Source organism: Cytobacillus firmus (genome assembly GCF_023715565.1).
In the GTDB taxonomy this organism is placed as follows: domain Bacteria; phylum Bacillota; class Bacilli; order Bacillales; family Cytobacillaceae; genus Cytobacillus; species Cytobacillus firmus_C.
This window is the reverse complement of record NZ_JAMBOJ010000006.1, coordinates 1-22,686: the sequence shown is the minus strand read 5'-3', so window position 1 is coordinate 22,686 and position 22,686 is coordinate 1. Positions and strand designations below refer to the sequence as shown.

Annotated in this window: 22 protein-coding genes and 1 other annotated feature; all 22 genes read left to right on the top strand. The window is 40.9% G+C overall.

What is annotated here, in order from left to right; all coding sequences use genetic code 11:
- Positions 1–164 precede the first annotated feature (164 nt).
- Entirely contained in the window at positions 165–641 is a 477-nt protein-coding gene (locus M3205_RS03445) for a MaoC/PaaZ C-terminal domain-containing protein (protein ID WP_251168651.1), read from the top strand.
- Positions 642–848: 207 nt separating this feature from the next.
- A complete protein-coding gene (locus M3205_RS03440) occupies positions 849–1,565 on the top strand; it encodes a response regulator transcription factor (RefSeq protein WP_251168650.1) in 717 nt (238 codons plus the stop codon).
- On the top strand, positions 1,562–3,322 hold the full coding sequence (pnpS, locus tag M3205_RS03435; RefSeq protein WP_251168649.1) for a two-component system histidine kinase PnpS: 1,761 nt from the start codon (positions 1,562–1,564) through the stop codon (positions 3,320–3,322). Before M3205_RS03440 ends, pnpS begins: the two co-directional genes overlap by 4 nt.
- A gap of 265 nt (positions 3,323–3,587) precedes the next feature.
- Positions 3,588–4,553, top strand: a complete 966-nt coding sequence (gene hflK, locus M3205_RS03430) for an FtsH protease activity modulator HflK (protein ID WP_251168648.1) — start codon at positions 3,588–3,590, stop codon at positions 4,551–4,553.
- Positions 4,546–5,478, top strand: a complete 933-nt coding sequence (gene hflC, locus M3205_RS03425) for a protease modulator HflC (RefSeq protein ID WP_251168647.1) — start codon at positions 4,546–4,548, stop codon at positions 5,476–5,478. Before hflK ends, hflC begins: the two co-directional genes overlap by 8 nt.
- Before the next feature lie 258 nt (positions 5,479–5,736).
- Complete coding sequence (gene polA, locus M3205_RS03420) at positions 5,737–8,370, top strand: DNA polymerase I (RefSeq protein WP_251168646.1); 2,634 nt, start codon at positions 5,737–5,739, stop codon at positions 8,368–8,370.
- 51 nt (positions 8,371–8,421) lie between these two features.
- On the top strand, positions 8,422–9,249 hold the full coding sequence (gene mutM / locus M3205_RS03415) for a DNA-formamidopyrimidine glycosylase (RefSeq protein ID WP_251168645.1): 828 nt from the start codon (positions 8,422–8,424) through the stop codon (positions 9,247–9,249).
- 94 nt (positions 9,250–9,343) lie between these two features.
- Positions 9,344–9,979: a sporulation membrane protein YtaF gene (gene ytaF / locus M3205_RS03410; protein ID WP_251168644.1), complete on the top strand. Its 636-nt coding sequence runs from the start codon at positions 9,344–9,346 to the stop codon at positions 9,977–9,979.
- Between the two features lie 24 nt (positions 9,980–10,003).
- On the top strand, positions 10,004–10,603 hold the full coding sequence (coaE, locus tag M3205_RS03405; RefSeq protein ID WP_251168726.1) for a dephospho-CoA kinase: 600 nt from the start codon (positions 10,004–10,006) through the stop codon (positions 10,601–10,603).
- Positions 10,604–11,139: 536 nt separating this feature from the next.
- Positions 11,140–12,171, top strand: coding sequence for a glyceraldehyde-3-phosphate dehydrogenase (locus tag M3205_RS03400; protein ID WP_251168643.1), 1,032 nt, complete (start codon positions 11,140–11,142; stop codon positions 12,169–12,171).
- Between the two features lie 322 nt (positions 12,172–12,493).
- Positions 12,494–12,868, top strand: coding sequence for an adenosylmethionine decarboxylase (speD, locus tag M3205_RS03395; protein ID WP_251168642.1), 375 nt, complete (start codon positions 12,494–12,496; stop codon positions 12,866–12,868).
- Between the two features lie 133 nt (positions 12,869–13,001).
- Entirely contained in the window at positions 13,002–13,406 is a 405-nt protein-coding gene (locus M3205_RS03390; RefSeq protein ID WP_251168641.1) for a hypothetical protein, read from the top strand.
- A gap of 104 nt (positions 13,407–13,510) precedes the next feature.
- Positions 13,511–13,975, top strand: coding sequence for a transcriptional regulator NrdR (gene nrdR, locus M3205_RS03385; RefSeq protein WP_251168640.1), 465 nt, complete (start codon positions 13,511–13,513; stop codon positions 13,973–13,975).
- 138 nt (positions 13,976–14,113) lie between these two features.
- Positions 14,114–15,544, top strand: coding sequence for a replication initiation and membrane attachment family protein (locus M3205_RS03380; RefSeq protein WP_251168639.1), 1,431 nt, complete (start codon positions 14,114–14,116; stop codon positions 15,542–15,544).
- Positions 15,544–16,473 carry a primosomal protein DnaI gene (gene dnaI, locus M3205_RS03375; protein ID WP_251168725.1) on the top strand — a complete coding sequence of 310 codons (930 nt, stop codon included), beginning with the start codon at positions 15,544–15,546 and terminating at the stop codon, positions 16,471–16,473. The genes M3205_RS03380 and dnaI overlap by 1 nt, the downstream gene beginning before the upstream one ends.
- A gap of 113 nt (positions 16,474–16,586) precedes the next feature.
- Entirely contained in the window at positions 16,587–17,471 is an 885-nt protein-coding gene (gene ytxC / locus M3205_RS03370) for a putative sporulation protein YtxC (RefSeq protein WP_251168638.1), read from the top strand.
- Positions 17,472–17,936: 465 nt separating this feature from the next.
- Positions 17,937–19,868: a threonine--tRNA ligase gene (gene thrS, locus M3205_RS03365; protein ID WP_251168637.1), complete on the top strand. Its 1,932-nt coding sequence runs from the start codon at positions 17,937–17,939 to the stop codon at positions 19,866–19,868.
- Positions 19,869–20,106: 238 nt separating this feature from the next.
- Positions 20,107–20,230: a sequence feature (ribosomal protein L20 leader region), on the top strand.
- Positions 20,231–20,405: 175 nt separating this feature from the next.
- Complete coding sequence (gene infC / locus M3205_RS03360; protein ID WP_048008086.1) at positions 20,406–20,909, top strand: translation initiation factor IF-3; 504 nt, start codon at positions 20,406–20,408, stop codon at positions 20,907–20,909.
- A gap of 14 nt (positions 20,910–20,923) precedes the next feature.
- Positions 20,924–21,124: a 50S ribosomal protein L35 gene (gene rpmI, locus M3205_RS03355; protein ID WP_009333215.1), complete on the top strand. Its 201-nt coding sequence runs from the start codon at positions 20,924–20,926 to the stop codon at positions 21,122–21,124.
- A 26-nt stretch (positions 21,125–21,150) separates the two neighbouring features.
- Positions 21,151–21,510 (top strand): 50S ribosomal protein L20, encoded by a 360-nt coding sequence (gene rplT, locus M3205_RS03350; protein WP_251168636.1) that lies wholly within the window; start codon positions 21,151–21,153, stop codon positions 21,508–21,510.
- A gap of 120 nt (positions 21,511–21,630) precedes the next feature.
- Positions 21,631–21,903 (top strand): DUF1294 domain-containing protein, encoded by a 273-nt coding sequence (locus tag M3205_RS03345; protein ID WP_251168635.1) that lies wholly within the window; start codon positions 21,631–21,633, stop codon positions 21,901–21,903.
- Positions 21,904–21,966: 63 nt separating this feature from the next.
- Complete coding sequence (locus M3205_RS03340; protein WP_251168634.1) at positions 21,967–22,536, top strand: TVP38/TMEM64 family protein; 570 nt, start codon at positions 21,967–21,969, stop codon at positions 22,534–22,536.
- The last annotated feature ends 150 nt before the right edge of the window (positions 22,537–22,686 follow it).

Here is a 22,686-nt window from a genome sequence, read left to right as displayed (position 1 = left end):
GAAAATCCGGGAATTTTCTCCCGGATTTTTTTTACTGGAAGCCCTTTTGGGAAATAGTATAAAATGATATCATAGAGCGAATAGACTGAATAATTTAAAATATTTAATAGTCTATTTTTTACAGAAATTATGTAAACGGTTACAACACTCGGAGGTGCTTAGCTATGCTGCTTGGAAAAAAAAGAAAATTGGGAAGAACCATTGAAGAAATATCTGTGGGCGAAAAATTGACGCTAACAGAAAAAATAGAAGATAAGGATCTTTTGCTGTACCTGGGCCTGACAAACGATGCAAACCCTTTATATATTCAGCATGATTATGCTTCACAAACACCTTATAAAAAACCAATTGTACCAAGTGTTATGCTGAATGGCATCATAAACTCTTCCATATCAAAATATTTGCCGGGTCCCGGAAGCCATGTTCTAAAACAGGAAATCGAGTACACGAAGCCCGTCTATCATTATGGTACGGTTCAATTTTTATTTGAAGTAACAGAAGTGAACGCATCAAATCATACCGTGCAAATTAAGGTCCAGGGAACAAATGAAGAGGACCAGACGGTTATTAATGGTCAGCTCCTTGTATGCCCGCCATATAAGCCTCAGCCTATGGATGGAAATGCTTTGGATAATTTCTGATAGTGAAAAGATGTGCAGCATATGCACATCTTTTTTGATGAAATCCTTCCTTTCCAGCAATTGACCCGAAAAAAATCATGAATTATATTATAATAAAGATATGTGGAAAATAAGGGTTTAATAGGCAGGAGGGATACCTGCTTTATATAAGTGAAAGTCAACCAATTGTAGTACAATGAGGGGTAATTCATTCACTCGGAGGATCACATGGATAAGAAAATTCTAGTTGTAGATGACGAACAATCTATCGTAACTTTACTTCAATACAACCTTCAGCAAGCGGGCTATGAAGTACTTACAGCCATGGATGGCCAAGCGGGCAAAGAACTGGCCATTTCTGAAAAGCCGGATCTTATTGTACTTGATCTTATGCTGCCAAAACTTGATGGAATAGAAGTATGCAAACAGCTTAGACAGCAGAAAATAGCGACGCCTATTTTAATGCTGACGGCCAGGGATGATGAGTTTGATAAGGTTCTTGGTCTTGAACTGGGTGCAGATGATTACATGACAAAACCTTTCAGCCCGCGGGAAGTGGTTGCCAGAGTTAAAGCGATCATGCGGAGAACACAATTTGTGCCTGAAGCTTTCGAAGAGAAAGCAGAAGTGGGTGATTCTTTTAGGATTGGCGGTCTTAAAATCTTTCCACAGCATTATGAAGCTTATTTTGAAGAAGAACTCCTTGAATTAACTCCGAAGGAATTTGAATTGCTATTGTATCTTGCCAAGAATAAAAGCCGTGTCCTTACAAGGGATCAGCTGCTAAGTGCAGTCTGGAATTATGATTTTGCAGGAGACACGAGAATCGTTGATGTACATATTAGCCATTTAAGAGAGAAAATTGAAGCAAACACCAAAAAACCTGTATATATTAAGACCATTCGCGGACTGGGCTACAAATTGGAGGAGCCTAAAGGCGAATGACTACCTTTCGCACCCGACTCCTCTTCGCATTGCTATCATTAATTCTGGTTGTATTAATTGCATTAGGCCTTCTTTTAGGCCAGCTTTTTAAAAGCTATTATTTAAATACATTTGATGCACGTCTCCAAAAAGAGACTGAAATGGCGGCCAGCTATATTGAGGGCAATGGAGGAATTGGATCCATCAGTATTGAGAGAATCAATGAGCTTGGTGACATACTTGATGTGCATGTAACTGCTACTGACAGCAAGGGCAGAATATTAATGGATAGCAGCATAACAAGTGAGACAACGCAAAACAGGCACCAGGAAATCATATTTGAAGTGTTAAAAAAGAAATCAGCACATGAATCAGGATGGGAAGTGGCAGGAGGGTTTAATCTGCACTATTATTGGCATCCGGTCAGGGTAAATGGCGAGATGGAAGGCTATATTTTCTTGAGCACAAAGCTGGCTGAATTCCAAAAAGCTTATCAGCAGATTTGGTGGATTTTAGCTGTCAGCCTTGGGCTGTCGTTGTTTATGATTATTCTGCTCGGATCAAGAATTATGGCACGATATACAAAGCCTATCGAGTCTGCAACACAGGTAGCGATTGAACTTACTAAGGGAAACTATCGGGCAAGGACATATGAAGATCAAGAAGATGAAATAGGTATGCTGAGTAAGTCTATCAATGTACTGGCGAGAAATCTTCAGGAAATGGTGAAATCCCAGGAAATGCAGCAGGACAGACTTGGTGCTCTAATTGAAAACATGGGAAGCGGTTTGATTCTAATTGACAGCAGAGGCTATATTAATTTAGTGAACCGGCCTTATAAAGAGGTTTTCAATGTCAATCCCTCCGAATACCTTTACAAGCTTTATTATGAAGTGATAGAACATAAGGGTATAACCGAAGTGATCGAAGAAATTTTCATGACCGAGCAGAAAGTAAAAAAACAGCTCATTATTCCGGTCAATATCGAAAGACGTTATTTTGAAGTATATGGAGTTCCGATTATCGGCACGAATGATGAATGGAAAGGGATATTGCTGGTTTTTCATGATATTACAGAACTGAAGAAGCTTGAGCAGATGAGGAAGGATTTTGTAGCGAATGTTTCTCATGAGTTGAAAACACCTGTTACCTCTATAAAGGGCTTCTCTGAAACTCTTTTGGATGGTGCAATGGAAAACAAACAGACTCTTAATGAGTTCCTCAACATCATTTTAAAGGAAAGTGATCGCCTGCAATCTCTTATTCAGGAATTGCTGGATCTGTCGAAAATTGAAAAACAAAGCTTTAGCTTGTCCATTCAGCAGCTGGATCTGGCTGATGTGCTCGAAGATGTGGTAGCCATCATGAAAGGAAAAGCAGCGGAAAAGGAAATAGTCTTGGAATATAAGAAAATGGATAAACCTGTATGTATTGAAGGGGATGTTCACCGGCTTAAGCAGGTATTTATAAATATCATATCAAATGCAATTTCATATACGCCAAATCAAGGGGTCGTCTATATTTCGTCCGCAGATACAGGCAGCACAGTTTTAACCGAAATAAGGGATACGGGGATTGGAATTGAAGCAAGAGAAATTCCGCGAATCTTTGAACGTTTTTATCGGGTTGATAAGGCCAGAAGCAGGAATTCCGGCGGAACAGGGCTTGGGCTTGCTATCGTAAAGCATCTCATTGAAGCACATAAGGGAACCATCTCAGTAAAAAGCGAGGTCGGCAAAGGCACCGCCTTTATTATTGAACTTCAGAAAAAGCTGTAGGAAAAAATGGATGGAGTGGCAGGATTAACTTAACATTATTTTTACAGGAGATTTATGTTCCCTTTACATTTTGCTGATAAAATCATAATTGTTAAACCCCCTTCAACCAAGAAGCATAGACAAAGGTGAGAGCTGACCCCGCTTTCGCCTTTGTCATTTTTTTACGACTTTCCCTCTTTTTTTAAACTTTTGTCATATTTATGAAACCTTTACGTAAATAAATCGTATGAAAAGTTATAGAAAGTGCATGGAAGGGGAGAGAGAGATGATCAGTTTAAAGCGGATTTATACAATCGCAGGGCTAATTATCGCAATTGTTATTTTAAGTATAGTTGCCTTTACAACATGGTATACCGTCGATGAATCAGATCAGGCAGTCATTTTAACATTTGGAAAAGTTGAGGAAGGCATTACGGAGCCGGGACTACATTTTAAGCTGCCGTGGCCTGTCCAAAGCGTGGAGAAGCTTTCGAAGGAAACCTTTTCACTGCAGTTTGGATATGAAGAAAAAGATGGAAAAATAAAGGATTTTCCAGATGAGACAAAGATGATAACCGGGGATGAAAATATCGTTCTTGCAGATCTGGTTGTACAATGGAAAATTACTGATCCGGAAAAATACCTTTATAATGCTGAAGCGCCGGAAGAAATTCTGTATGATGCTACTTCCTCATCCTTAAGAAGTATTATCGGAGGATCTAAGATAGATGACGCGCTGACTTCAGGTAAAGCAGATATCGAAGCGGATGTCAGAGAACTCCTAACCACTTTAATTGGTAAATATGATATTGGCATATCCATTCTTGCTGTAAAACTCCAGGATGTCGAACTGCCGAATGAGGATGTAAGAAAAGCTTTTACAGATGTAACCGATGCGAGGGAAACCGCTAATACTAAAAAAAATGAAGCAAATAAATATAAGAATCAGAGAATGAATGAAGCAGAAGGTGAGAAAGAAGCCCTTATCTCTAAAGCAAATGGGGAAAAGGCAGCCAGACTCGAAAGAGCACGTGGAGATGTAGCAGTCTTTAATAAATTGTATGGGGAGTATAAAAATAATCCTGATATAACAAGAGAGCGTCTTGTTATTGAAACGCTTGAGCAGGTTCTTCCGGGTGCAGAGATTTACATTATGAATGACGATGGAAACACTATGAAGTATTTCCCAATCAGGCCTCTAGAAAAAGAACAGGCTAAACCGAAAGAGGAGGGAGGCACGGATAATGAGTGATCAAAATATTGTGAATATCAATGAACGGGGTGGAAATTTCAAGTGGAGAAGCTATTCCAAACTAGGAATTATCTTGGTCCTCATCATTGCAGGATTAGGGATATTGTTCAGCAACCTGTTTATTGTAAAGGAAGGGGAATACAAGGTTATCCGTCAATTTGGAGAGGTGGTCAGGATAGAGAAAGAACCTGGATTAGCGTTTAAAATACCATTCATCCAAAGTGTTACCACACTTCCAAAATATCAAATGACTTATGACGTGTCTGAAGCTGAAATCAATACAAAGGACAAAAAAGTCATGATTATCGATAACTATGCTGTCTGGAAGATTGAAGATCCGAAGAAAATGATCTCAAACGCCAGAACATTGGAGGGAGCGGAGGCCAGAATGGAAGAGTTCATCTACTCCGTGACCCGCTCCGAACTGGGCCGGTTGAATTATGAAGAAATCATTAATGATGAAAAATCTTCACGAGGATCATTGAATGATCAAATCACCACAAAAGTGAATGAATTACTTGCAAATGATAATTATGGAATCACAGTAACAGATGTTCGGATTAAAAGGACTGACCTGCCGTCTGAAAATGAACACTCTGTGTATACTCGAATGATTTCCGAGCGCCAGTCTACAGCCCAGGAATATCTGTCCAGGGGTGATGCCCAGAAGAATGTTATTATTGCTGAAACAGACAGGACCGTAAGGGAAATGCTTGCGAAGGCCCAGGCAGATGCTGAAGTCATTCGGGCAGAAGGGGAAGCTGGAGCTGCGAAGGTCTACAATGAAGCCTTCTCAAAAGATCCTGAATTCTATTCCTTATTCAGGACACTTGAATCCTATAAAAAGACCATCAATGGTGAGACTGTAATTGTTCTGCCTTCTGATTCACCATATGCCCGTCTGCTGATGGGGAATACTAATTAAATAGCATTTAAATGGAAGCCGTTATTTTTCTTTCTCTATCTGCTCATGATAGAATAAAGGAAAATAACGGCTTATTTATTGTGGGCAAGGTCACTTGCGCTTTTCATGTTAGACCAGTGTCTAGCTGCAGCGCCTACCCCCTCGAGGTCACAAGCCAATCCTCCAAAAAGGCAAAGGACGCCTTTCCGGGAGGCTCGTCTTGTGCTTGTCGGGGGTGGACAAGGCGCTTCCGCTTTTCTAATAAGGAGGAGATATTAGTTGGATAAAAAAAAGCTTGTTCTGATAGATGGCAACAGCATCGCTTATCGGGCGTTTTTTGCTTTGCCGCTCTTAAACAATGATAAAGGAATACATACCAATGCTGTTTACGGATTTACCATGATGCTGCAGAGGATTCTGGAGGATGAAAAACCGACTCATCTCCTTGTGGCGTTCGATGCCGGAAAAACAACCTTCCGCCATAAAACCTTTAGCGAATATAAAGGTGGCCGGCAGAAAACCCCGCCTGAACTATCAGAACAGTTTCCTTATATAAGAGAGCTTTTGGATGCTTATGGAATCTCCAGATATGAACTGGAAAATTATGAAGCGGATGATATCATAGGAACACTGTCCCTGCATGCCGAAAAAGATGGCTATGAAGTTAAAGTTATATCAGGGGATAAGGATTTAACACAGTTAAGTTCCGATTCTGTCACAGTCAGCATCACCCGCAAAGGAATTACAGATATTGAAGAATACACGCCGGCTCATATAGATGAGAAATACGGAATCACACCTGACAGGATTATTGATATGAAAGGCCTGATGGGTGACAGTTCAGATAATATTCCGGGTGTGCCGGGAGTTGGCGAAAAAACAGCTCTTAAATTGCTGAAAGAGTTTGGGACCATTGAAGAGCTCTTGGAATCTGTTGATAAGGTGAATGGAAAAAAACTGAAAGAAAAGCTGGAAGAATACAGAGATCAAGCTTTAATGAGTAAAGAACTTGCTACTATCACGAGGGAAGCCCCCGTTGAAATAAAAATTGAAGACATTGAATATGAAGGTTTTGAAAAAGAGAAAGTTATAGGCATCTTTAAAGAACTTGGCTTTAACTCGCTGCTTGAAAAAATCGGCGGGGACACTGAAGCAATCGAAGAGAATTTGGATGAAATTAAATTTAGCATAGCAGATGAAATTAAAGAAGATATGTTTTCTGATGAAAATGCATTTTATGTCGAGCTTCTAGAGGATAATTACCACTATGCAGACATCATTGGTTTTTCCGTTGCGAATGAAAAAGGAAATTTCTTCTTCTCCAAAGATAAGGCACTGGAGTCAGATGTTTTTATAAGATGGGCTGAAGATGAAACGAAAAAGAAGACAGTGTATGATGCAAAAAGGTCTGAAGTGTCACTGCGGCATCATGGGGTTCATTTAAAGGGAGCAGATTTTGATCTTTATATTGCTTCATATATTATTAACCCGTCTCAGACTATTGAGGATATAGCGTCTATAGCAAAAAATCATGGCTATCATGCTATTCAATCTGATGAAGCATTCTACGGTAAAGGAGCAAAAAGACGGATTCCGGAAGAAAAAGAACTTGGCGGACATTTAGCAAGAAAAGCAGCAGCCTTGATGACATTGAGGGAAAAGCTTGATAGTGATTTAAAGGAAAACCAGCAATCCGAGCTGTTTTATGACCTGGAAATGCCACTTTCTTTAATATTAGCAGATATGGAATCAACTGGAGTTAAAGTGGATTTAGGACGCCTGAGGACAATGGGACAGGATCTGCTCTCCAAATTAGATGAAATTGAAAAGCGGATACATGGTCTTGCCGGAGAAGCCTTTAATATCAATTCTCCCAAACAGCTCGGTGTAATCCTTTTTGAAAAATTGGGGCTGCCAGTCATTAAAAAAACGAAGACAGGCTATTCCACTTCGGCAGACGTTCTGGAAAAACTTGAAAATGATCATGAAATAATCCGGGATATCCTGCACTACCGCCAGCTTGGCAAGCTTCAGTCCACTTATATTGAAGGCCTGCTGAAGGTAGTTAATAAAGAAACAGGCAAAGTCCACACGAGGTTCAATCAGGCTCTTACACAGACAGGAAGATTAAGCTCAACAGATCCGAACCTGCAAAACATTCCCATCCGTCTGGAGGAAGGGCGAAAAATCAGGCAGGCATTTGTCCCATCAGAACCCGGCTGGGCTATCTTTGCTGCAGACTATTCACAGATTGAATTGAGAGTGCTGGCTCATATTGCAGATGATGAAAAGCTGATCGAAGCCTTTATAGAAGATATGGATATTCACACCAAAACGGCAATGGAAGTATTCCACGTTAATGCCGATGAAGTTACGTCCAATATGCGGCGCCATGCTAAGGCAGTCAACTTTGGGATAGTATACGGAATCAGTGATTACGGTCTTTCCCAGAGCCTTGGCATCACACGGAAAGAAGCCGGAAAATTTATTGACAGGTATCTTGAAAGCTATCCGGGTGTTAAGCAGTACATGGACGATATCATCCATGAGGCAAAACAGAAAGGATATGTCTCAACCCTTCTTCACAGAAGGAGATATCTGCCTGAAATTACAAGCCGGAACTTCAACCTGCGAAGCTTTGCAGAACGCACCGCTATGAACACACCAATTCAGGGAAGTGCTGCAGATATTATTAAAAAAGCCATGATTGACATGGCTGACCGCTTAAGAAAAGAAGAACTCAAAGCACGCCTTCTGCTATCCGTTCACGATGAACTGATCTTTGAAGCACCAGAGGATGAAATAGAAACACTCATAAAAATCGTGCCGGAGGTAATGGAAAATACAGTAGAACTGAAAGTTCCGCTCAAAGTTGATTACTCCTATGGCCCCACATGGTTTGATGCGAAATAACTGTAAACTGTATTTTGTATGCAGAAAATGCATGACAAAGGAGGGATAACCATGCCCGAACTTCCTGAAGTGGAAACAGTCAGAAGAACATTGCAGGAATTGGTGGTCGGCAAAACCATTTCACATGTATCGGTTTTCTGGCCAAAAATGGTTAAGCATCCCGAAGAGCTTGCGCAATTCAAGGATGCTTTAGCATGCCAAACCTTTCAGGATATTGGGAGGAGAGGGAAATTCCTAATCCTCTATACCAATGAGTATGCACTAGTATCACACCTGAGAATGGAGGGCAGGTACGGCCTTTACGCTAAAGAAGAACCTGTTGAAAAACACACTCATGTGATTTTTCACTTTACAGATGATACTGAACTCAGATACAAAGATGTCCGTAAATTTGGAACGATGCACCTATATGCAAAGGGTGAAGAACTTAAGACACTACCTTTGTCACATCTGGGACCGGAACCATTTGCAGAAGAATTTACGGTGGACTATCTGGCTGCCAGACTTTCCAGGACCTCCCGCCATGTCAAAACTGCGCTTCTCGATCAGAAAACGATCGTAGGGCTTGGCAATATATATGTGGATGAGGCTTTATTCCGTTCACGTATTCATCCTGAAAGAGCGGCAAATAGCTTAACAAGAAGCGAATTTGAGACACTTCACAAAGAAATTGCAGATACCCTTAGAGAAGCGGTAGATAAAGGAGGGAGCACCATTCGCTCCTATGTTAATTCCCAGGGGCAAATTGGCATGTTCCAGCTAGAGCTTTTTGTTTACGGGCGAAAAGGGGAAGATTGCAAAGTCTGCGGAAGCACACTTGAGCGGATCATAACTGGAGGCAGGGGAACAGTCTATTGTCCGGCTTGCCAGAGAAAATAATAATTCCGAATAGAGCTTAACTGTGTTTCGAATAACATTGGATGGGCTCCTTCCATATACTATCGTAGCGATTGACAGGGAGGAGCTCTATTCTATGGCGCATATTTTCTCACTTTTGATACTTGCTTTTGCTGTCAGTCTTGACAGTTTCAGTGTCGGTTTAACATATGGTTTAAGAAAAATGAGCATACCATTTAAATCGATCAGTATAATCGCTTGCTGTTCAGCACTCACATTAATGGCCGCCATGACAATCGGCCATTTAATAGAAGCCATTCTGTCTCCGGCTTCAGCTGAAAGTTTAGGGGGAGTCATTCTGATTTGTCTAGGTGCCTGGGTCATATATCAATTTTTTAGGCCGGAAAAGGTGAAGGATGTCCTCCCGCATGAAAAGACAATTGTAAATCTGGAAATCAAATCTCTTGGGCTTGTCATTAATATTCTAAAAAAGCCAATGTCCGCCGATTTTGACAAATCCGGTGCCATTACAGGAATTGAAGCACTAATGCTCGGGCTGGCCCTATCACTTGATGCATTTGGAGCGGGGATTGGTGCAGCTATGCTGGGGTACTCACCTTACTACCTGGCAATAACGGTCGCCGTTATGAGCTCTCTGTTTGTGTTTATGGGAATGCAGGTGGGGTCCATATTTTCTAAAAGCGGATGGGTCCATAAATTTTCATTCATTCCTGGCATTATTTTGATTGTAATCGGGATTCTAAAAATCTAGTATTTTATGGGAAAGGAACTCACTATGTCACTGACTGTAGGTTTGACAGGCGGGATTGCTAGCGGTAAAAGCACCGTTTCATCCCTCCTAATCGAAAAAGGATATACTGTAATTGATGCGGATATAGAAGCCAGATTGGCGGTTGAAAAAGGAGAGGAAGCTTATCAGGATATTGTCCGCCATTTTGGGGATAGGGTTCTTCTCGATGACGGTTCTATAAATCGGGCAGAACTGGGCTCTATAATTTTTCATGATGAAAAAGAGCGGCAGGTCCTGAATAGCATAGTACACCCTGCAGTCCGAAAAAGGATGACGGCCAAAAAGGAACAGGCAATCAGCCGTAATGAACAACTGATCATACTCGATATACCGCTTTTATTTGAAAGTAAATTACAATATATGTGCGACAAAACTTTATTAGTGTATGCAGATGAAGATATTCAGCTCAAAAGGTTGATGCAGAGAAATCAGTTATCTGAGAATGAAGCGATGGCAAGAATTCAATCTCAGATGCCTTTAAGAGATAAGAAAGTATTGGCCGATGCTGTAATCGATAATAATGGCACCATTGAAGAAACAGAAAAACAATTATGGACGATATTAAAAAAATGGAATGCTGTCTAAGGAGCCTGTGATATAGGCTCTTTTTTAATGGCTGTTTTCGCAAAGTTTGTTGCTATTTATATTATATTTACTGAGTTGATTGTAGTGGAAGGTGCGAGATTCTCGAAAATGCATGCGCATTCTCTTCGTGCGGTGTTTACTCAAGGTAGCCTATTCAAGGTCCTACGGGAGTAGCGGGACAGGTGAAGACCCCACAGACGCGCAGCGTCGAGGATGCTCACCGCCCGCCCCGTGGTTCGCTGAGCATCCTCTCACTGCAATCAACGGACACCATTGATAAGCGAAAAACAACAATTTATACGAAAAGAGCCTTTTTAATATACTTAAAGCCTAATTAGTATGACAAAATTAATCAGGATGCGTCTGTACATAGATCATTACCTAATAAAAATTAGAAAAAGCGTGGGTAGATATTTCTGAATTATTGAACATTAAAAAATCCGCATTTTATTCATCACAAATGTTCTTCAATATGTTATACTAATTACATCATAGGGTAACAAAAAGTATAACACTAATGCGGAAGGGGCCGTAACATGAAGGCGAAAATAGCGATTAATGGTTTTGGAAGAATTGGACGTATGGTTTTTAGAAAAGCCATCCTTGATGAAAATCTTGAAGTGGCTGCCATAAATGCAAGCTATCCGGCTGAAACTTTGGCACACTTAATTAAATATGATACCAACCATGGACCATTCGAGGGAATCGTAGTCCCGGAAGATAATGCTATTGTAGTGAACGGTAAAAGAGTTCAGCTTGTCAGCAGCCGGAATCCTGAAGAACTTCCCTGGAAAGAAATGAATATCGATATCGTTATTGAAGCTACAGGAAAGTTTAATTCCCGTGATAAAGCGGCGCTGCATCTTGATGCCGGAGCTAAAAAGGTCATACTTACTGCTCCTGGAAAAAATGAAGATGTAACTATTGTTATGGGCGTAAATGAAAGCGCATTAAAAATTGAAGAACATGATATTATTTCAAATGCATCATGTACAACAAACTGCCTTGCACCTGTTGCAAAAGTCCTTGATGAACAATTTGGCATTGAAAACGGACTTATGACAACAGTTCATGCATATACAAACGATCAAAAAAATATTGATAACCCGCATAAGGACCTGCGCCGTGCACGTGCTTGCGGACAGTCGATCATTCCGACCTCCACTGGTGCTGCCAAAGCTTTGTCGCTGGTTTTGCCTCATTTAAAGGGCAAATTGCATGGAATGGCACTGCGTGTGCCAACTCCTAACGTTTCCTTAGTGGATCTCGTGGTGGACTTAAAGCGGGACGTTACAATAGAAGAAGTGAATGCGGCATTTGCTGCAGCTTCACAAGGATCGCTGCATGGCATCCTGGATATTACTGACGAACCGTTAGTATCAATTGATTTCAACACAAATGAACATTCTGCCATCATTGATGGATTATCTACAATGGTAATAGGCACCAGCAAGGTGAAAGTGCTTGCCTGGTACGATAATGAGTGGGGCTATTCTTGCCGTGTTGTAGACCTGACTAAATATGTTGCACAGGAACTTTTTCAGGCATCTGCCGTAAAGGTTGGATAATTGCCAATCTCTTTTAATATAAAACTACCCATACCTTTAAAGCCTGCCATCCCCGGCAGGCTCCTTTTATTGGACAAAACTAAATCCTGAGAAGAAAAAGTCATCGGTAATTTTGCCAAAAAAAATGTAAAACAATGTGTTGCAAAAAGAAATTAAACAAAGTATACTAATCCTCGTGAACTTCTCCGAGGTTTTGGTATGGTAGCTACTTAAAGGGTTAGGACCTCTCTGGACTAACTTTCCCCCGTGGTAGTTATAGACCAGTATAAATCTGGAATTTCATTAATTAATAGCTTAAAAGTTTAAAGGGGGAAATTTGAATATGGAAACTATGGGTCGTCACGTTATCTCAGAACTTTGGGGATGCGATTTTGAAAAGTTAAATAATATGGATTTTATTGAGCAGACATTCGTAAATGCTGCATTAAAATCTGGTGCTGAAATTCGCGAGGTTGCATTTCATAAGTTTGCGCCACAGGGTGTAAGCGGAGTGGTGATCATCTCTGAATCTCATTTAACTATTCACAGCTTCCCGGAGCATGGCTATGCCAGCATTGATGTGTATACGTGTGGAGATCTTGACCCTAACATTGCTGCAGACTTTATTGCAGAAGCGTTAGGAGCTCAAACGCGTGAGAATATCGAAATTCCTCGCGGTATGGGTCCAGTTCAAGTTAAACAAGCTCAAGTACTTTAATACTAGAATGATCTTAGGCAATCCAGAGGTGTATCTAATACACCTCTTTTTATTTTGTCTAAAATCTATTGCCTTTAGTATCTTTATTAAAAATAGTACAATAAGGATACAAATAATATACGGAGGAAAGAGAATGTCAATTTTCAAGCAACTTGCCAGCCGCTATAAAAAGCAGTGTGAAACAAATGAAAATCACTCTGACCCTGAGCTCACAACGAGATATTATAGAACCAATACAGCACAAATGCTGCAGACGATTGAAGAGTTATTCAAAGCAGATCATAATGTGAACATTCTCAGCATTTCCAAGGAACACGGCGAGATTGCAGCCGAACTTAAAAAAGACAAATCTTGTTTTGCTATTGTGACAGTTGTGACTGTCCGGCCATTTGAAACGGCTGTGGATATCAATATTTCAACGGAGCAGTCCTCACCGGCAGGTGTACATCCAATTCTTAAAAGAGAAGTTCTATCGATATATGAAAAGTTAAATAAACGGCATGATTTTCTTGGTTCTGCAAGAAACGCAGATAAATAGTTGTACTTGTACTGTCAACTCCTTTTTTATAAGATAAGAGTATCAAATATTATTCGGTAATTAGTCTAATGCCAACTTATTAAAAAAAATTCGGAGCTGATTGTATGAGATGCCCTTCATGCCAAAACAATAATACCCGTGTGCTCGATTCCCGTCCTGTGGATGACAGCCGGTCCATCCGCCGCAGAAGGGAATGCGAGAAATGCGGATACCGGTTTACGACTTTTGAGAAAGTGGAAGAAATTCCGTTAATCGTTGTGAAAAAAGAAGGTACGAGAGAGGAATTCAGCCGGGAAAAAATTCTAAGAGGCCTTATTAAAGCATGTGAAAAGAGGCCGGTAGCCCTTAAAGATCTGGAGGATATTACTTTTGAAGTGGAGAAAGAACTCCGCAGCAATGGTGTCTCTGAAATAAAAAGCGATGAAATTGGCGAAATGGTCATGGACAGACTTGCCAATGTGGACGAGGTCGCATATGTCCGTTTCGCATCAGTATACAGGCAATTTAAAGATATCAATGTGTTTATTGATGAACTCAAGGAACTAATTAAAAAAGAGCAACAATCATAAATCAGGTCAGTTTTGTCGTTGCCGCTGATTTTTGATGAATTAGGCTGATGGGCTGAAGGTTTTTCTTTGGCTCTTTTTTTTGCGGAATATGTTTTTGATGAACAGCCTGAAAAATTTAAATAGAAAAAGGTGAACACCATGGCCAAGCATTGGCAGGAGATGCTCCCTATTGATCGATATACAGTAGCAGCCAGCGGGCTTTTGCATGATTATGACCGGAAAGTGCTGACACTGTTATACCAGCCGCTCATTGGCTCTGTGTGCTTCAGTTTGTATATGACTTTATGGGCGGAGCTTGAAGAAAACCGGTTATGGTCATCTTCAAATTCACACCATAGTTTAATGAATTTTATGGGGATGGGGCTTAAGGATATTTATGAAGCCCGTCTCAAGCTCGAAGGAATAGGACTCTTAAAGGTATATGTTAACAAGGATGAAGAGACAAGATCGTTCATTTACGAACTTCTTCCACCGCTGACACCTGAACAATTCTTCCTTGACGGCATGCTCAATATCTATCTTTATAAGAAGTTAGGCAAAAATCAATTTATGAGACTGAAGCGCTTTTTCTCAGATCAGAAGGTGCAGCCGGCCGGAGGGTATAAGGAAGTAACGAAGGCTTTCCAGGATGTATTTCAATCCGGGCACCCTGGTTCATTTGACGATGAAGTGGTGCAGCTGATGAATGAAACAGATGAGGAAGGGTATATTGGAAGGCGGGAGCAGGAAGGAATTCAAATCGGAAATGAAAATTTTAATTTTGAATTGCTTCAGGCAGGACTGAACGAATCGCTTGTACCAAAAAAAGCCCTTACAGTTAAAGTAAAGGAATCCATCAGCAATCTTGCCTTTCTATATGAAATTGACCCTATCCAGATGAAAAACATTGTCATCAGTGCAGTGAATGAAGATAATGAGATAAACATTGATGAATTAAGAAAATCGGCACGTGATTGGTATCAATTCCAAAACCAGGATATGCTTCCATCCCTGATTGACAGGGTTCAGCCTGCCATTCATCAGGCTCAAAAAAAACAGCCTGAAACACAGGAAGAAGAATTGATCCGTTATTTGGAAATTACCTCACCAAGGCAGCTTTTAAAAGATATATCCGGGGGAGCAGAACCTTCGAAAGGCGATCTGCAGATTATAGAAGATGTCATGTTCCAGCAAAAGCTTTTACCCGGAGTAATTAATGTGCTGATTCAATATGTTATGCTCAAAACAGATATGAAGCTGACCAAAGGGTACGTAGAAAAAATAGCTGGTCACTGGGCAAGAAAGAAGATTAAGACACCCCAGGAAGCCATTGAATTAGCTAAAAAAGAACATCGCCAATACCTTGATTGGGCAGAAGGAAAGAAAACAGCAGGCCCAACGGGGAACAAAAGGAAGCCGATCAGGACAGAGATGCTCCCGGACTGGTTTGATGAAAATAGCAGCAAAGCCGCCAAGAAGCAACAGGCCCAACAGGAAAATAGCGAGAAGGAACAATATGAGCGGGAATTGAAAAAAAGGGAACTGAAAGAAAAATTAAAAAAACTGCGATCACAGGAGGTGACTGATTGATGAAAAAAATTAACGAAACATTAAGGCGCCTTGCGGGCAATGAAGGTTTTCAAAAAAGATATGAAATGATGAGGGACCAAACGCTTAATCACCCTGAAGTGAAGGCTTTTATCCAAACTCATCGGGATGAATTGACATCTGAAATGGTTGAAAAGAGTCTTAGCAAGCTCTTTGAATATACTCAGCAGAGCAAGGAGTGCAATAAATGTCCGAGCCTGGACAGCTGTATGAATTTTATGCAGGGCTATCATCCGGAATTTGTGATTCAAAGAGGGTCAATCGATCTGAAGTATGATAAGTGTCCGCGCAAGATCATGCACGATGAAAAGCGGAGAAATGAAAAATTAATTCAGAGTTTATATGTGCCAACAGATATCCTTCATGCCACTTTTGATTCGATATATGATGATGACGACCGCATTGAGGCTGTGGATAAGGCTGCATCCTTTGTAATGGACTATCAGCCGGGTTCCAAGCAAAAGGGGATTTACTTTTACGGCAAGTTTGGTGTAGGCAAATCTTATTTGCTTGGTGCTATTGCCAATAAGCTTGCAAGCCGGAAAGTACCTTCCATGATTGTCTATGTTCCTGAATTATTCAGGGAATTGAAAAATTCAATTGGAGATCAGACTCTGAACAGCAAGATGGAAACCATTAAAAAAGCGCCTGTTTTAATGTTTGACGACCTTGGTGCAGAAACTATGTCCAGCTGGACAAGGGATGAGATTTTAGGGCCGATTCTGCAGTTCCGAATGCAGGAAAGCCTCCCAACCTTCTTCACTTCCAATTTCGACCTGCAGGGCCTCGAACATCATTTATCATACAGCCAGCGCGGCGAGGAAGAGAAAATGAAGGCAAGAAGAATCATGGAACGCATTAAATACCTTGCTGAACCGGTGCTTGTAGAAGGACCGAACAGGAGAGTATAATCTAAAAGCTGCCGATAAAAATATCGGCAGCTTTTTTAGATCAAACCCCACTTCTAAATTGGCCAAGTCCGCCATATACATAGAACAGAGATTTGTATAAAGGGGGGATTTGGTTGATCGAAATCATTTTCCAGAGCAGCACGGATGCGAGGAACTTCTATGAGCATCTTTTTGAACAGCTGCAGTCTTTTTGTCAATGTGATAATAATACTCTTCATTTTGAAGATCAACATATAGTCAGAGTTTCAGCTGGAAATAGCAGCAATATCCTGAATACTGTTAAGACAGCATTCTTTCAATTTATCGTGAACCAGAAGCAGGATGATTGGTTTAAACGGATACTGATGGAGCAATATTATTATGATGATGAAGGCGAGCAGCAGCAGATCCTTGAAATTATTCACTCTATTCTGGAAGGAAGCCGCGAGGATCTTGCTGCGTTTGTCAGCGGACTAGATGTAAAAGAAGGCTTAAAAAGTGCAATTGATCAGCTTTTTCAAACTAACATTTCCTTTTCTTTTGATTCATTCGTAAAGTTTCGGATGCGCCCGCTTATGAATGAAATGACCAAGTATGTGGAAGTCTCCATCGATGAGTACAAAATGGAACAGGAATATCAGATGTTCATTCATACATTGAGAGATTTCCTGTCAGGCAGGCAGCCGAAAATGGATACGATCCATGTCCTCATGGATGAAGGTATTTATTTTTATGATGAGCAATTGTGTGAAATTAAACGAGGAGAGCTCCTAAGGATGATTGACCGTAAGCTATTATCCAATCATCCTGTATATGTGGATTCTGTTACAATTGCGCCGCTGCTCTCTATAGCGCCTTCAGCTATTTATCTCTATTCAGATGATTTTGACCAGCCGCTGGTCAGAACAATCCGCAATATTTTTGAAGAAAGGCTTCAATTAAGCCCTCTTGCAGCTTTTTATCGTTATCAAAACGCCCATTCTTATGCCGTTGATGAAAAATGTAAAAGATACCCTTGATTTTCCTGAAATAACAAACTATAATAACGTACATATTACAATAATCAATCAAAAGTTGCGATGAGGATACGGGTATTCTAATACGGTTTAAAGAGAGGGAAGGCAAGGCTGAAACCTTCCTAACACGATTTGAATGCTTACCGCCTCTGAACTCCAGTCAGGAAATGGGCTGGCGGGAAAAGACCGTTATCTTACTACAGAGTCGTTTGTCTTTATGAAGGCGAGAAGTAGGGTGGAACCGCGTGTTAATAATAACTCGTCCCTTTTTTTAGGGGCGGGTTTTTTTGTTTTTTGTGTAAAACGCGTTTTAGGAGCAAAATCTGAATCCAGCTCCAGCGCTTAGCCCCTCGAGGTCACAAGTCAATCCTCCAAAAAAGGAAAGAACGCCTTTTTAGGAGGCTCGCCTTGTGCTTTACGGGGCTGATCGAGGCGCTTACGCTTTATAAATAAGGGAGGAAATATCTCATGTCAGAAGTTGTTAAAGTTTCGTTTCCAGATGGAGCTGTAAAGGAGTTTCCCAAGGGAACGACAACAGAAGATATTGCAGCTTCGATCAGCCCGGGCCTAAAGAAAAAGGCAATTGCCGGCAAGCTGGATGGAGAAATGTATGATCTTCGCCGTCCAATCGAAAAGGATGGAGCTATTGAAATTGTAACCCCGGACTCAAGCGCTGCGCTGGAGGTTCTTCGCCATAGCACTGCCCATTTGATGGCCCAGGCGATCAAGCGCTTATATAAAAATGTAAAGCTTGGGGTAGGACCAGTTATTGAAAGCGGCTTTTACTATGATATCGACCTGGAAGAATCTCTTTCACCAGAAGACCTTCCGGTGATTGAAAAAGAAATGAAAAAAATCATTAATGAAAACCTTGATATTGTCCGCAAAGAGGTCAGCCGCAAAGAAGCTGTAGAAATGTACAAGGAAATAGATGACGAATATAAGCTTGAACTGATCGAGGCTATTCCTGAAGATGAAACAGTGACAATCTATGAGCAGGGCGAATTTTTTGACCTCTGCCGCGGTGTTCATGTTCCTTCTACAGGCAAATTGAAAGAGTTCAAACTATTAAGCATTGCCGGAGCATATTGGAGAGGCGATAGTGATAACAAGATGCTTCAGCGAATCTATGGAACAGCTTTCTTCAAGAAAGAAGACCTGGCAGAGCATTTACGTCTCCTTGAGGAAGCAAAAGAACGTGACCACCGTAAAATCGGCAAAGAGCTTAACCTGTTCATGAATTCGCAAAAAGTAGGCCAGGGCCTTCCTATGTGGCTTCCAAAAGGGGCGTCAATCCGCCGCAATATCGAGCGCTATATCGTGGATAAAGAAGAAAGACTGGGTTATGACCATGTTTATACTCCAATCATGGGAAGCGTGGATCTTTATAAAACATCCGGCCACTGGGATCATTACCAGGAAGACATGTTCCCTGTAATGGAGATGGATAACGAACAGCTTGTTCTGCGTCCAATGAACTGCCCGCATCATATGATGATCTATAAGAATGGCATCCACAGTTACCGCGAACTGCCAATCCGTATCGCAGAGCTTGGAACAATGCACCGCTATGAAATGTCAGGTGCCTTATCAGGCCTTCAGCGTGTACGAGGAATGACTTTAAATGATGCACATATCTTCGTTCGGCCTGACCAGATCAAGGAAGAATTTAAGCGCGTAGTACATTTGATCCTTGAAGTATATAAAGACTTCGATATCAATGACTACTCATTCCGACTTTCCTATAGAGATCCTCAGGATACTGAGAAGTACTTTGATGACGATGAAATGTGGGAAAAAGCACAGGCGATGCTTAAAGAAGCGATGGATGAAATTGGCCTCGATTATTTTGAGGCAGAAGGCGAAGCGGCTTTCTACGGTCCTAAATTGGATGTACAAGTTAAAACTGCGCTTGGCAAGGATGAGACATTATCTACTGTCCAGTTGGACTTCCTGCTTCCTGAACGTTTTGACCTGACATATGTAGGGGAAGATGGAAAGCCTCATCGTCCGGTCGTTATCCACCGCGGAGTAGTTTCCACTATGGAGCGTTTTGTGGCATTCCTGATTGAGGAGTACAAGGGAGCGTTTCCAACTTGGCTTGCCCCAGTTCAAGTCCAGGTCATTCCGGTTTCTCCTGATATTCATTTTGATTATGCGAAAAAAGTCCAGGAGCAGCTTCAGGCAGAGGGCTTCCGCGTTGAGCTGGATGACCGCAATGAAAAAATCGGATATAAGATCCGTGAAGCGCAAATGCAAAAAACTCCATACATGCTTGTTGTTGGAGACAATGAAGTAGCTAAAAAGGCTGTCAATGTCCGCAAATATGGAGAGCAAAAATCAGAAACTGTTTCATTTGAGGACTTCATTTCAGCGCTAAAAGCTGAAGTTAAAAGATAATAATGAAAAAGGGCTGCACGTGCTGCAGCCCTTTTTGATATGCTAATCCTTAGAATATGTATGAGGCGGATGAGACAAAGGAAAGAGCTGGCATTTAATTCATTTTGAAAAAATACTAAATACGTATTGCCAAAATCAATTAAGTTTGTTATGCTTTTCTTCGTTGTGATAAAAGTTATTCGTTTGACACGGAATCATTCTTTGTGATATAGTTGCTAAGGTAAATTGAATACAGTTTGAGGAAAAGAAGAAGCACCCGCTTCTCACCTGATTGACGCAAAGCGCAGTTGGCAGGTTTTACGTGAACATTTTCTGTTTATATACGTAAGTGTGGGTGATTTCATCCGCACTTTTTTATTTGGTTAAAACAGCTCTGATTCCGTCACGGAAGAGAAATGTTGCATAACTTGCGATTCAGCTTTGGTCCGGTGCAGCTTACAGCTTTAAAGTTGTCTGTTAAGCAGGCGCTTGCGCTTTTCTTGACCCAAACGTTGTGTTCGCATTAAACCTTGGAGGTGTCTAGCTATTAGCAAAGATATGTTGTTAAACGAGGGCATTCGCGCCCGCGAAGTCCGTCTTATTGACCAAAACGGCGAGCAGTTAGGTATTAAATCAAAATTCGACGCACTTGAAATTGCTTCTCGTGCCAATCTTGATCTTGTTCTGGTTGCACCGAGTGCGAAGCCTCCGGTAGCCCGTATCATGGACTACGGAAAGTTCAAATTCGAGCAGCAGAAGAAAGACAAAGAAGCTCGCAAAAACCAGAAGATTATTAGTATTAAAGAAGTTCGTCTTAGCCCGACTATTGAAGAGCATGACTTTAATACTAAACTTCGCAATGCTATTAAATTCCTTGAAAAAGGCGATAAAGTAAAAGCATCGATCCGATTTAAAGGACGTGCCATTACGCATAAGGAAATTGGCCAGCGTGTACTAATTCGATTCGCACAAGCATGCAATGAAGTTGCAATAGTGGAATCACATCCAAAAATGGATGGCCGAAGCATGTTTATGGTGTTAGCACCGAAAAACGACAAGTAAGAGGAGGAATTCCCATGCCAAAAATGAAAACTCACCGCGGCGCTGCTAAGCGTTTCAAAAGAACAGGTTCTGGTAAACTGAAGCGCTCTCACGCTTACAGAAGCCATATGTTCGCGAACAAATCACAAAAGCAAAAGCGTAAGCTTCGCAAAGGAACTCTTGTTTCTTCAGGCGATTACAAGCGCATCCGTAACTTATTAGTAAATCTTAAGTAATATCTTGAAATTAGGAGGGAAATAATATGCCACGTGTAAAAGGCGGTACAGTTACTCGCAAACGTCGTAAAAAAGTCATCAAATTAGCTAAAGGTTATTATGGTTCAAAACATACATTATACAAAGTTGCTAACCAGCAGGTTATGAAATCTCTAATGTATGCTTACCGCGACCGTCGCCAGAAAAAGCGCGACTTCCGCAAACTTTGGGTTACTCGCATTAACGCAGCAGCTCGCATGAACGGTCTTTCTTACAGCCGTTTAATGCATGGTTTAAAGCTTGCTGGCATCGAAGTTAACCGCAAAATGCTTTCTGAATTAGCAATCGCTGACGAAAAAGCATTTGCTGAATTAGCATCAGTTGCAAAGCAGCAGCTTAGCAAGTAATAATGTTCACAATAGCCATTCCCTATGGGATGGCTTTTTATTTTGCTTTTAATGGACAGTAAGCTTCCGATTCGTTTAAGCTCAGGTATAGACTTAATACATAGAAAAAGGAGAAAGCTCATGATTAAAACAATTGCTCTTTTCTATTTGATTATGAATGTGATTGGCTTTTACCTGATGAAGCTTGATAAAGAAAAAGCCAAACGGAATGAGTTCCGTATAAGCGAGAAGAACCTCTGGATCACAGCCTTTTTGAGCGGTGCAGCTGGAATGGCTTTTGGTATGAAGACCTTTAGGCATAAAACGAAGCATGTTCAGTTTAAATGGGGGCTGCCTTTCTTAGCATTGCTTGAAGCAGGCTTGCTTGTGTACCTGATTATTCAATTGTCATAAACAGTCAGCGCCATCCATAAGCTTTAGTGAACAGCAAGAAAGTCATCAGGGAGAGGTGAAGGCATGAATGATCAATTGACCTTATTGTTTGTTATGGCAGAGACTGCTGGCATTCTTGCTCCCATTGCTTTTGTTTTTTTTCATATCATCCGTCAGTTTCTATTTATTCCGGTACCACTTGTCTGTATAACAGGGGGAGTTATGTTTGGAAGTCTTTTTGGCTCTATTTTCTCTCTGGCAGGGTTAATGGTCAGCAGCATTCTTTTTTATTTTTTGATCGCAAAAATGCCGCGGACACATGAAAAGCTATCTTTATTAAAGAAGCGGTGGTTCGGGGAGTATCGGAATTTAACTGTCGGCCAGGTTGCAGTTTTAAGGCTAATCCCTTTTATTCATTATCATTTATTGAGCTTTTGTCTGATGGAAAGAAACAAGGGATTTAATCAGTATCTGAAAAGTTCATGGATCACCAATTTACCGCTGGCTGTGTTTTATACCGTTTTCGGAGAGTTTATCAGCAGATTTACTCCTTCAATGATTGTCCTGATTTTGCTGTCACTTTCTGTTTTGGTATTTGTACTGAGAGAAAAGGTTACAGTTATTAAATGGAAGGAATTCTTCAAAACAGCATAAAAAAACGTTCGGGGGTGCCGAACGTTTCAGACTGTCGACAAACTCGATGAAAATCGTACTTGTCGGGAGTCTTTTTTGATTTAAAATAGAAGTAATACAATGCTTGAGGTGATTAATATGCTTTCTAAACATAATCCAATTCAACGGGAT

Excerpts from the sequence above, each read along its gene's own strand:
- M3205_RS03340 (WP_251168634.1), top strand. The coding sequence starts at position 21,967 with ATGAATGATCAATTGACCTTATTGTTTGTTATGGCAGAGACTGCTGGC.
- hflK (WP_251168648.1), top strand. The coding sequence starts at position 3,588 with ATGATCAGTTTAAAGCGGATTTATACAATCGCAGGGCTAATTATCGCA.
- infC (WP_048008086.1), top strand. The coding sequence starts at position 20,406 with ATGTTGTTAAACGAGGGCATTCGCGCCCGCGAAGTCCGTCTTATTGAC.
- dnaI (WP_251168725.1), top strand. The coding sequence starts at position 15,544 with ATGAAAAAAATTAACGAAACATTAAGGCGCCTTGCGGGCAATGAAGGT.
- M3205_RS03380 (WP_251168639.1), top strand. The coding sequence starts at position 14,114 with ATGGCCAAGCATTGGCAGGAGATGCTCCCTATTGATCGATATACAGTA.
- speD (WP_251168642.1), top strand. The coding sequence starts at position 12,494 with ATGGAAACTATGGGTCGTCACGTTATCTCAGAACTTTGGGGATGCGAT.
- coaE (WP_251168726.1), top strand. The coding sequence starts at position 10,004 with ATGTCACTGACTGTAGGTTTGACAGGCGGGATTGCTAGCGGTAAAAGC.
- pnpS (WP_251168649.1), top strand. The coding sequence starts at position 1,562 with ATGACTACCTTTCGCACCCGACTCCTCTTCGCATTGCTATCATTAATT.
- M3205_RS03400 (WP_251168643.1), top strand. The coding sequence starts at position 11,140 with ATGAAGGCGAAAATAGCGATTAATGGTTTTGGAAGAATTGGACGTATG.
- hflC (WP_251168647.1), top strand. The coding sequence starts at position 4,546 with ATGAGTGATCAAAATATTGTGAATATCAATGAACGGGGTGGAAATTTC.
- M3205_RS03345 (WP_251168635.1), top strand. The coding sequence starts at position 21,631 with ATGATTAAAACAATTGCTCTTTTCTATTTGATTATGAATGTGATTGGC.
- rplT (WP_251168636.1), top strand. The coding sequence starts at position 21,151 with ATGCCACGTGTAAAAGGCGGTACAGTTACTCGCAAACGTCGTAAAAAA.
- thrS (WP_251168637.1), top strand. The coding sequence starts at position 17,937 with ATGTCAGAAGTTGTTAAAGTTTCGTTTCCAGATGGAGCTGTAAAGGAG.
- mutM (WP_251168645.1), top strand. The coding sequence starts at position 8,422 with ATGCCCGAACTTCCTGAAGTGGAAACAGTCAGAAGAACATTGCAGGAA.
- rpmI (WP_009333215.1), top strand. The coding sequence starts at position 20,924 with ATGCCAAAAATGAAAACTCACCGCGGCGCTGCTAAGCGTTTCAAAAGA.
- ytaF (WP_251168644.1), top strand. The coding sequence starts at position 9,344 with ATGGCGCATATTTTCTCACTTTTGATACTTGCTTTTGCTGTCAGTCTT.
- nrdR (WP_251168640.1), top strand. The coding sequence starts at position 13,511 with ATGAGATGCCCTTCATGCCAAAACAATAATACCCGTGTGCTCGATTCC.
- M3205_RS03445 (WP_251168651.1), top strand. The coding sequence starts at position 165 with ATGCTGCTTGGAAAAAAAAGAAAATTGGGAAGAACCATTGAAGAAATA.
- M3205_RS03440 (WP_251168650.1), top strand. The coding sequence starts at position 849 with ATGGATAAGAAAATTCTAGTTGTAGATGACGAACAATCTATCGTAACT.
- M3205_RS03390 (WP_251168641.1), top strand. The coding sequence starts at position 13,002 with ATGTCAATTTTCAAGCAACTTGCCAGCCGCTATAAAAAGCAGTGTGAA.